This window comes from Motilimonas eburnea (assembly GCF_021295345.1).
In the GTDB taxonomy this organism is placed as follows: domain Bacteria; phylum Pseudomonadota; class Gammaproteobacteria; order Enterobacterales; family CBDFNC01; genus Motilimonas; species Motilimonas eburnea.
Map to the genome: position 1 here is coordinate 1 of NZ_JAIMJB010000015.1, position 9,929 is coordinate 9,929.

Annotated in this window: 7 protein-coding genes; 2 read left to right on the plus strand and 5 right to left on the minus strand. The window is 49.9% G+C overall.

The window, feature by feature from the left end; genetic code table 11:
- Window positions 1-231: 231 nt before the first annotated feature.
- From K6Y21_RS14730 to K6Y21_RS14745, 4 genes are read right to left on the minus strand one after another with little or no spacing between them, the layout of a single operon-like run.
- Window positions 232-2,160: a hypothetical protein gene (locus K6Y21_RS14730; RefSeq protein ID WP_233072604.1), complete on the minus strand. Its 1,929-nt coding sequence runs from the start codon at window positions 2,158-2,160 to the stop codon at window positions 232-234.
- Window positions 2,161-2,169: 9 nt separating this feature from the next.
- The gene (locus tag K6Y21_RS14735; protein ID WP_233072605.1) at window positions 2,170-2,625 is read right to left on the minus strand and encodes a hypothetical protein; all 456 of its coding nucleotides are present in this window, start codon (window positions 2,623-2,625) and stop codon (window positions 2,170-2,172) included.
- Entirely contained in the window at window positions 2,626-4,167 is a 1,542-nt protein-coding gene (locus K6Y21_RS14740) for a hypothetical protein (protein ID WP_233072606.1), read from the minus strand.
- A 9-nt stretch (window positions 4,168-4,176) separates the two neighbouring features.
- Window positions 4,177-5,316: a hypothetical protein gene (locus K6Y21_RS14745; RefSeq protein WP_233072607.1), complete on the minus strand. Its 1,140-nt coding sequence runs from the start codon at window positions 5,314-5,316 to the stop codon at window positions 4,177-4,179.
- Window positions 5,317-5,587: 271 nt separating this feature from the next.
- Between K6Y21_RS14745 and K6Y21_RS14750 the strand changes: the two genes are divergently transcribed.
- On the plus strand, window positions 5,588-7,303 hold the full coding sequence (locus K6Y21_RS14750; RefSeq protein ID WP_233072608.1) for a cellulase family glycosylhydrolase: 1,716 nt from the start codon (window positions 5,588-5,590) through the stop codon (window positions 7,301-7,303).
- A 62-nt stretch (window positions 7,304-7,365) separates the two neighbouring features.
- Here K6Y21_RS14750 and ppnP read toward each other — a convergent pair whose 3' ends face one another.
- Window positions 7,366-7,650 (minus strand): pyrimidine/purine nucleoside phosphorylase, encoded by a 285-nt coding sequence (gene ppnP / locus K6Y21_RS14755; RefSeq protein WP_233072609.1) that lies wholly within the window; start codon window positions 7,648-7,650, stop codon window positions 7,366-7,368.
- A 404-nt stretch (window positions 7,651-8,054) separates the two neighbouring features.
- Between ppnP and K6Y21_RS14760 the strand changes: the two genes are divergently transcribed.
- Window positions 8,055-9,884 carry an ABC transporter ATP-binding protein gene (locus K6Y21_RS14760; protein ID WP_233072610.1) on the plus strand — a complete coding sequence of 610 codons (1,830 nt, stop codon included), beginning with the start codon at window positions 8,055-8,057 and terminating at the stop codon, window positions 9,882-9,884.
- Window positions 9,885-9,929: the final 45 nt, after the last annotated feature.

A 9,929-nucleotide genomic window follows, 5' to 3' on the forward strand; every position in this document is an offset into this window, starting at 1 on the left:
CGAGCTGAACAATGAGGTGGGGAGCCCCTCTACAGACGAAGTCAGAACGGATTCTGCTTCAAGGAGCGGGCGGCTTCCCCGGAACTGGTTCAATAGTAAATATGTTTGGTTACAACATACAAGGAGCGCAATTTATTGCGCGAAAAAGACAATTGTCATCGCTGCTTATTGTCTTTTTCGCTGCATTACAGCAGCTCCCACAAAGCTCTACTCCCATACCATTTCATATCTTTATAACCTAGTGACTCTCACCTCTTTTGGCGGGCTAGGTTGGGCGAGCACAAAGGAAGCAAATGCGCCGCGATGTATTGGAGAGGCAACGGGCTGACCAAGAAAGTCATGGGTGAGGGCTACGCTATCGTCACCGCCCGTTAGCGCGGGGGAGGTTTGCTCTAGGCTAGCTGGCGTTAAGCTGGCAATTTGCGGGTTGGCTATTTCATCACTGTTATCAAGCCACTCGGTAAAGTGCGCGCGATCTTTATCACTCCAACTATCGCTGGTGGTGTTATAAAGTAAGTTACTGCTTACTTTTAACCAGCTTGGCGCCTCACCGCGTTTGCCGTAGGTGTAGTAGGGCATAGGGTGGCTGACTTGAATGACATTATTCGTCACACTAAAAGTGGCGCCTTGGTCGGTGCCCATACTGAGGGCTTTGGGCTCAACATGGGTGGGTTTACCGCCGCGAATATAGGTGCGCGATGATTCATCGGAAACATCATAAATGGTGTTATTGTAGACATCAAAGTGACCCTTTATGCCCCCGCCTAAGGTGATGCCGTAAGGTGAAGTGCCATTGTTTTCTTCGGCAACCGGGCCTAGGCCTGCATTGATGATGACATTGTTATACACCTGTGCATCCACCTCCCAACAAGGCGGGCGCTGGGTTACTCCATTGGAATCTGTGTAGGTGCGGCTGTAGGTGTGAATGTTAATTCCCGAGCCTTTTTGATTCACTATGTAATTGTTATGGGCCTTTAGTACGCTGCCGGGCTTAAAACCGCGGCACAGGTCATAGCCATAGTTAAGCTGGTCGTAAAAGTGCAGGCCAAATTTGGCCTTGTTATCGTTTAAATGGTTCCAGCCAAATTCCCATCCGCTAATGGGCTCGTTTCCTTCGGCTGAGTTACGTATGGTTAAATAGGTGGTGTGCTGAAAGTGCGAGGTTTGGTCACAGCCAATGTCGGTGATTTGATTGCCAAAGGCTTTATAGTTATCGTTGCCCGCGCCACCGCCGACAATCGCCCCCGACCAACCATTGGAACACATGCCTTCCCGCTCGCCAATGGCATTACCAACAGCGCGGCCCCACTGATTGGTGGAGAGTTGTGAGGTTGAGTTTTGTGGGTTTGGCACGGTTTGATACGGTGCGCCTTTACCCATGTCTTCCTGATTGCCAGCCAGTACCTTGTACTTGGAGATGACAATACCGCGACTTAAGTACGGGTAAATGCCTTTAATTGGCCCAGATGCTAGGGCTTGGGTGTTGGGGTAGCTGGCAAATGCGATTTGCTTTTCTTGGGTACCTTCAAGGCCGACCAACCAAAGGCCTGCGCCAAGGGCTTTGTTTCCCTTAAGTGGATGCTGCTCTTGAATTTCTTCCACGCCATGGGAATAGGCGATATCGCCTGCTTGTAGCATGCGGTTGCCTGGGGCGCGAGCGCCATAGGTCATGCCATTAATGACCTGAAAAGGATCATCAAAGCTGCCGCTGTTTTGGTTATCGCCGCCCACTTTTACATGGTAAATATTGCCTTCTCGCACGGTAAAGGCCAAGCCGTTATCGCTCTCTATGCCGTTGGCATCGGCTAACTTAATTTGCGCTTCGCCAAAGCTAATACTCGTTGGAATAGAAAAGGCGACCTCGTAGAGCTGATGAGAAGTCCATAGATCGGCAGGCCCACCCGGCAATTGACCGTTGGCTTTTTTCCAATAGTAAATATGTGCGGCGGGATGCGCTTTTCCTTGTGCATCGATTAGGGTGACATTGCCTGCGTTATCGCCCAGACGATAGCCCCAAACCGTCACAATGGCTCCTTCGCCTAGGCCATCACCTAGGCCGCTATTGGGGCCGCTGACTAAATCGCTAAAGGCAAGGTGCGGCGCAGGAGCGGCGTGTACACTCAGGCTGCAAAATAACAGCAGGCTAATCAGATACTTCATAACCTCTCCTTATTGAGCGATAACAAATTGGCTGATCCGGCCATTACTGTCTTTACTGGCCAGCTCAAATTGATAGTCACCCTTAGGCAGCTCGATTTGCCATTGGTTTTCATCACTCCCAATGTTGATTTCGCCTTGCGCTTGGGTTTGATTGTTGGTCCAGCGTAAGGTGTAGCCGGCAATCTCACTGGCGAGCAGTTCACTGCCATCAATGCGAGTATTAGGCGTTTGCCACTCGAGTAAATAGCGCTCCGTGGTGCTGGGCGCTTCACTTGGGGCGACGGTTGGCGTGATTGAAGGAATCACCGATGGAGCCACTGATGGTGTTGCTGTTGGCGCGATGGTTGGCGCTAAGGTAATCGAGCCGTCATTGTTGTCTTTGTCATCGCCACCGCCAGAGCTGCCACCACACGCGGTTAAGGTTAATAGTGCCAGTGGTAATAATAGAGTCGATAAGAATTTCATTTAGCCTCCTGGCTGGTGTAATTGATAAACAAGAAAGAGCGGTGGGCGGGCATAATTGTTCAGGGTATCGGCATTTTTAAAGGCAACATACAGCTTGCCTGTGTTGGCATCATAAGCGCCCCCCTTAAGGTTAATCAGGCCAAGGCTGTCGAGTTTACCGTAATCATAAGGGCGCACATCCCAAGGCGCCATTTCACCGTTTTTCACCTTGAGCATGTCGGTAACGCGCCATAGCCAGTAGTAGCTGTAGTTGTCTGCGGCGGCCAGACTACAAGGTCCACCACATGTATAGCCGGTATCTTGGGTCGCCTTATAACCGATGCCTGACTCATGGCCACCGGAATTACCTATGGTGAGATACGTGTTGGTACCGGGAATGATGATGCCAAAGGCGGCTTCGCTTAATGCCGTCCAAAGTTGGTTTTGGCGGTCTGTGTTATACAAAACATCTTGTACGCTGATGCTTAAGTCACCATAAATGGTCTTGTCATAGAGCATTTGTGCACGGCGATGAGGAAAGTCGAGGACGGCTTCAGTGGCTACGGGGCCATTGGTTTGTTGCAGCATGGTTTGTCTAGGTGACCAAATAAAGCCAGAAGGGCCGGTCGACAAACGGCTATGAATGGAACCGTGGGCATGACCTGAAATATGGGTGCCGCCAAAGTCAGCTTGCCAGTTTTCCGGCACATCGGTTATCCAGCCTGCAACATGAGCCGCGCCGTCGAGTTGATAAGGGCCGTGCATTTCGCTGTTGGCGAGGTCACTGGCATCAACAAAGCGCACCGAAGTGTCGGTTTCACCACCACCGGCATCGTACCAGTTCATGTAATTAACAATCAGCTGGCCGTCGATTAAATACATGCCGTTGACTCTGAACCAATTGTCGATGCCGGTATCAACGCGGTCGGTATCATGAAAAGGAGCGAAGTTTTGCAGTGCCTGATCGCCAACATTAAAGTCGGCGGGATCGCGGCTGTTAACTACGTCTGGAATGGCGAACTCGGCGATGCCTTGCTCCCAATCATGGCCGACAATAAATAAGGAGTGATTGGCTTGGTTAAGGGCAATGGCGGCGGGTGAGTAACTCAGGTTGGGGTAGGCTGAGTCGCCAAATTTGGCCGCGGATAAACGAAACCCGCCAAGGTATTGCATGTCACTGATTTGCCACAAGGGTAAGTTGGCATTATCGGGTAGCTGTTGCTCGCAATGACTAAATTCAAAACTGCCGGTCCAAGGCGTTAACACACCTTGTTCACACAGCCTTGTTTGTTGCTCACTTTGGCAAACCTCAGGGGCGATCACCACTGGAGCTTGATAGCGGGTGCGACTTTGCTGCTCACCTTCTGATAAGCCTTCACATAAATCGGGCTCTGGTGTGGGGGCTGCTGAAGGCGCTAGCGATGGTGCGAGGGAAGGTTCGAGGCTAGGCTGGCTTGCTCCATCGTTAGCAGAGGAATCGTTACTGCCGCCACCGCCACAAGCGATTAAGGCCAAGCTTAGGCTAATTAGCGCGACGGGGCGCAAGATACAATGAGTTGGCATAACAGCTCCTTATGGTTGTCGGGTGACACTAAACTGGTTTGGGGCGGATGGGGTGTGGGGATGAGCCGTCATCACAACTAAATCATCCATGGCATACCAGTCTTCATAGCGCAGGCTATCGGGTAGGCTTTTGTCGATATAATCATTGCCGCCGAGCTTAATGGCGTTCCAGCCCACCATACGCTCGGCATCTTTGCCTACCCAAGCAATTTGGTAGTTGGCAAACACCAATTGATCGTCTATCCATTGTTCATAATGGCCGTCAGGGACGCCTTGGGCTGAGTTCATCTTGACGTAGAAGGCCATCTTGCGCCATCCAGTGATGGTTTCATCGCCGAAAAACTCGGTGGGATGGATCATCCCTTGCTCACCACCTTGTGGGATCAACAAGCCGGATTTCATGCCCATTAACTTGGTGTTGGGATTATCTGTGATGCGATCTTGGTTTAAATCGGTGATGTTGTTGTCGAAGTTTAAGCTCATGTCCCCGCTGAGTATTTCCCGCGGCAGCCCTTTAACGGGTTCGCTCTCTAAATAATAGTGGCTTTGTGGCGGGTAACCGCGGAGCCAGATGGTGTTACGCAGGCCATAATTATTGTGTACATAGTTCCAACCAGCAATGGGTCCATTAAAACCATCACGAAAGCCTTTGAATATTTCCCAGCCTTCACCCCAAGTATGCAAGATGCGAAATAGCTTACTGAGCGCCTTAGGGTGAGCGCTATCGGGTGCCCATTTAATATAAAACTCGGCATAGATTTCATTGTATTCTTGGTCGAATTTTTTCGCCAAGATGCCATCGGACCACCATTTCCAATCGGGCTCGGATTTTGCATCGCGATAAAATACCACCGAGCGCTCTCCGCTGCGGGCTTTGCCAGCAAAGGCGCCAATTTCAATGGATTCATGACGATCGGCATCACCCATGGAAGGGGCGTAGGCCGGATCGGTGCGGATCACCGTCCAATTAGGTGGTGCAGGGTTGCCATGAGGACGCAGCCCTTCACCATTGGGGTTGGGGTAACCGGCTACCCAATCTGGCTGCTGTTCAAAGTCCTCACTGAACAGTAGCCAATCTGATGAATTAGCCCATGCAACCGAAGAGATAAGCAGGGAGCTAGCCATAAGGCCAAATTTAAACCGATACATAGACCATCCAAAACGTAGAAGATGGCCTTAGATTACCGAAATATTATATGCAATAAAGTGCATATGTGGTTTTGAGCTGTTTTTTTTCGTTCACTGTGAGCTTGACCATAAAAACAGATGTGATGATTGTCGAGTAAGTGACATGGCAAAACATATGCGACTGATCTCATATCTTGTATTTACCGCTTTATTTATCACGGGTTACTTTTAAACTGAATAAGCTGGCTACTATTTCACCAGCTTACAATTTAACTAATTCAAGGATGAATTTATGCAAAGAACCATGATAGCGCTGGGTGTCTGTTTGGCATTCAGCCATGTGGCATCGGCCGCAGATTGCTCAGGCATTGAAGCTTACCAAGGCAAGGGCGAATACAGCCAAGATCAGCAAGTTACACATCAAGGTAAAAAATTCCAATGTAAAGTACCCGGTTGGTGCGCCCTAGATGGCCCTTATGAGCCCGGCGTGGGCTGGGCTGCCGATGGCGCATGGCAAGATTTAGGGGCCTGTGACGCGGGAACTGATACTGGAGGTGGCACGGATACAGGAGGTGGCACGGATACAGGCGGTGGCACAGATACAGGCGGTGGCACAGATACAGGCGGCGGCACGGATACCGGCGGTGGCACAGATACCGGCGGTGGCACAGATACCGGCGGTGGCACAGATACAGGTGGCGGCACAGATACCGGTGGCGGCACAGATACAGGTGGCGGCACAGATACAGGCGGCGGCACAGATACAGGTGGCGGCACAGATACTGGCGGCGGCACAGATACTGGCGGCGGTACCGACACCAGCGGCCCATCTTGTGATGCGACCGATGATTGGCAAGCGGCAACGGCATATGGCAGTGGCAGTTTAGTGGATCATCAAGGGCAAGTTTATAAAGCCAACTGGTGGACGAAGGGCGCAGATCCTTTGCAAAACTCTGGGCCATGGCAAGTGTGGAGCAAGCAAGGTAGTTGCTCAACAGGCACAGATACCGGCGGCGGAGACACAGGTGGCGGTGATACGGGCGGAGGTGACACTGGTGGCGGCGATACTGGTGGTAATACCGGCCAGACCCCAGTGGCATTAAACGGTCAGTTGTCGGTCTGCGGTACTAAGCTTTGTAACGAAAAGCAGCAGCCGGTTCAGTTAAAAGGCATGAGTAGCCATGGTTTACAATGGTATGGCTGGAATAACTGTTTAACCGAGAAGTCCTTAGATGCACTCGCCAAAGATTGGCAAGCGGATATCTTGCGTATTTCACTTTATGTGCAAGAAGGCGGCTATGAAACCGATCCGCAAGGCTATACCGAGCAAGTTAACCGTTTAATCGCCGAAGCCGCTGAGCGCGGTATGTATGCCTTAGTCGATTGGCATCAGCTTAATCCCGGCGATCCTAACTACAACTTAGAAAATGCCAAACGCTTCTTTACCGATATTGCTAATGCCAATAAAGATCGTAATAACATCATCTATGACATTGCTAATGAGCCGAACAAGGTCAGTTGGGATCGCATTCAGTCTTATGCCACCGAGATCATTCCGGTGATCCGCACTATTGATCCTGATGCAGTGGTATTAGTGGGAACCCACGGCTGGGCAAGTTTGGGCGTATCGGATGGCGCTAGCTATCAAGATATCGTTAACAACCCAGTGCCGTTTGACAACCTGATGTACACCTTCCACTTCTACGCAGCCAGCCATGATGGTTATTATCGCCAGCAATTAACCGCGGCCAGTGAAGTATTGCCGCTATTTGTGACCGAGTTTGGTACCCAAACTTACACAGGTGATGGTCAAAATGACTTTGTGAGCGCTCAAGCTTACCTCGATATTCTTGATGCGAAACAAATCAGCTGGGTGAACTGGAACTATTCCGATGATTTTCGTAGCGGCGCCGTGTGGCAACAAAGCACTTGTCGCAACGATGGACCTTGGACCGAAGCCAGCTTAAAGCCGGCGGGTAAATGGATCCGTGAGCAAATGCGTAAATAAAGTTAGCTATCCCAAACAAAAACGGCAGCCATTAGGCTGCCGTTTTCTTATCAGCGTATTGCTTAACCTTCGTATTTACAAAGGTAAGCAGTATCAACGTCTACTTTTACTAGAAAGCTAGAGTTGGCTGCGACTTCAAACGTTTCGCCATCTTTAAACGTTTGCCAAGCATCGCTGCCCGCAAGTTTAATGGTTAGGCTGCCGCTGACTACTGTCATGTATTCTTTAGCTGCAGTAGAAAATTCGTATTCACCTTGCGCCATGACACCTACGGTTGCAGGTAGGTCTTGGCCTTGGAAAGCGATAGATTTTACTTTGCCGTCAAAATATTCATTTACATTAAACATAGGATCATCCCTAACAAAGGTTTAGCTGTTTTGTTGTGTGCATTCTGGCTAATTCATTTAGCTCAGTTATTATTTTTTCGGCGCCAAGTATGCCCGTTGCGAAATCATGACACAAGTAAAACAGGTGAGATAGGCTCATAAAATGATATCGCTAAACTCATCATTCGGTGTGTTAGATTTGCTCTTTCTTATTTGGGTTTTGAACGTCCTACTTGAACTGCTTAATGAGTGGGCCTAATGGGGTTCGCTAAGATGATGGCGCTATTGAAAAAATCGAACCTAATTAGCGCATTTTTAGTTAGATCCTCTCGGCAAAATTAGATTATTATCACAAGTTCACCTTTTTTGGCTGAAGTAGCCAAATTTGTCTCCATCATTTAGCTCATTCAATCTAAGGATCACGCATGTTTGGCTTTTTTGAACGCCTGCTGCCCGCTTTCCCACCGGAAGAGCCTACGCAGCCCCCAACCGGGTTATTTGCCTTTTGCCGTCATTACACCAAAGGCATGTGGACCCCGCTATTGTTAATGTCTTTATTGACTGCGATTGCCGCCATTTTGGAAGTATCGCTGTTTAGCTTTATGGGGCAGCTGGTGGACTGGCTGGCTGATAAAAACCCTGATACCTTTTTAAGTGAGGAGTCGGGCACACTGCTCTACATGAGTTTGGTGCTATTGGTAGCCATGCCTGTTGTGGGATTGCTGCATTCCTTGCTGGTGCATCAAACCTTATTGGGTAACTATCCCATGTCGATCCGCTGGTTGGCGCACCGTTTTTTGTTAAAACAGAGTGTGTCGTTTTATGCCGATGACTTTGCGGGGCGTATTTCAACTAAGGTGATGCAAACCGCATTGTCGGTGCGTGAAACCGTGATGAAGCTACTGGACGTGCTGATGTATGTCACCGTGTACTTCACCTCCATGTTGGTGCTGGTGGCTTCGGCCGATTGGCGTTTAATGTTGCCCATGTTGATTTGGTTTATCGCCTATGTCGGTATTCAAATGTATTTTGTGCCAAAACTGCGCGCTATTTCCGCCGAGCAAGCCGATGCACGCTCTATGATGGCGGGGCGCATCGTTGACTCTTATACCAACATCACCACGGTAAAACTATTCTCTCATACCAACCGAGAAGCGGAATATGCCCGAGAAGGCATGGATGAGTTTATGGTGACGGTATATAAGCAAATGCGTTTAGCCACGGGCTTAAACTTGGCCGTTAATGGTATTAACTATTTGTTGGTGTTTACCATTGCCGCTTTATCCATTTGGCTTTGGTCAATCAGTTTGATCACGGTCGGTGCCATTGCGATTGCTGTATCCTTGGCATTGCGTTTAAACGGTATGGCGCAGTGGATCATGTGGGAAGTGAGTGCCTTGTTTGAAAACATGGGGACGGTTACCGACGGCATGAATACCTTGTCTAAGCCGTTACAAATTCAAGATAAACCGGGCGCTGAGCCGATCAAGGTGAGCCAAGGTGAGATCAAGTTTGACCGCGTTGGCTTTCATTATGGTGAAGATAAGGGCGTGATTAACGACTTAACCTTTACCATTAAGCCGGGACAAAAAATCGGCCTAGTCGGGCGCTCGGGTGCGGGTAAATCTACCCTAGTTAACCTGTTGATGCGGTTTCATGATGTTGAAAGCGGGCGCATCTTGGTGGACGAGCAAGACATTCGCGAGATTCAACAAGACAGTTTGCGTGGCCAAATCGGCATGGTAACTCAAGATACCTCCTTGCTACATCGCTCGGTGCGCGAGAACTTACTCTATGGCCGCCCCGATGCCACGGAAGAAGAAATGATTGCCGCGGCCAAGCAGGCCGAAGCCCACGAGTTTATCTTAGGCCTAACGGATCCCAGTGGCCGCACCGGTTACGATGCTCATGTTGGTGAGCGCGGCGTTAAGCTATCCGGCGGTCAACGCCAGCGGATTGCCATTACGCGCGTGCTGCTAAAAGATGCTCCGATTTTGATCTTAGATGAAGCGACTTCGGCTTTGGATTCGGAAGTGGAAGCCGCCATTCAAGCGAGCCTTTATAAGCTGATGGAAGGTAAAACCGTTATCGCCATTGCCCATCGCTTATCCACCATCGCCGCGATGGATAAACTGATCGTATTAGATAAAGGTGAAATCGCCGAGCAAGGCAGCCACAAAGACTTGGTCGCTTCTGGCGGTATTTATGCTCAGCTATGGTCACATCAAACCGGCGGTTTCCTCGGCGAGGAGTAAATTGGTCGGTAGGGGCGGCAGCTTGTGGGAGCTGCCGTTTTGTGG

Coding starts and splice junctions, on each gene's coding strand:
- K6Y21_RS14730 (WP_233072604.1), bottom strand. CDS start 2,160: ATGAAGTATCTGATTAGCCTGCTGTTATTTTGCAGCCTGAGTGTACAC.
- K6Y21_RS14735 (WP_233072605.1), bottom strand. CDS start 2,625: ATGAAATTCTTATCGACTCTATTATTACCACTGGCACTATTAACCTTA.
- K6Y21_RS14740 (WP_233072606.1), bottom strand. CDS start 4,167: ATGCCAACTCATTGTATCTTGCGCCCCGTCGCGCTAATTAGCCTAAGC.
- K6Y21_RS14745 (WP_233072607.1), bottom strand. CDS start 5,316: ATGTATCGGTTTAAATTTGGCCTTATGGCTAGCTCCCTGCTTATCTCT.
- K6Y21_RS14750 (WP_233072608.1), top strand. CDS start 5,588: ATGCAAAGAACCATGATAGCGCTGGGTGTCTGTTTGGCATTCAGCCAT.
- ppnP (WP_233072609.1), bottom strand. CDS start 7,650: ATGTTTAATGTAAATGAATATTTTGACGGCAAAGTAAAATCTATCGCT.
- K6Y21_RS14760 (WP_233072610.1), top strand. CDS start 8,055: ATGTTTGGCTTTTTTGAACGCCTGCTGCCCGCTTTCCCACCGGAAGAG.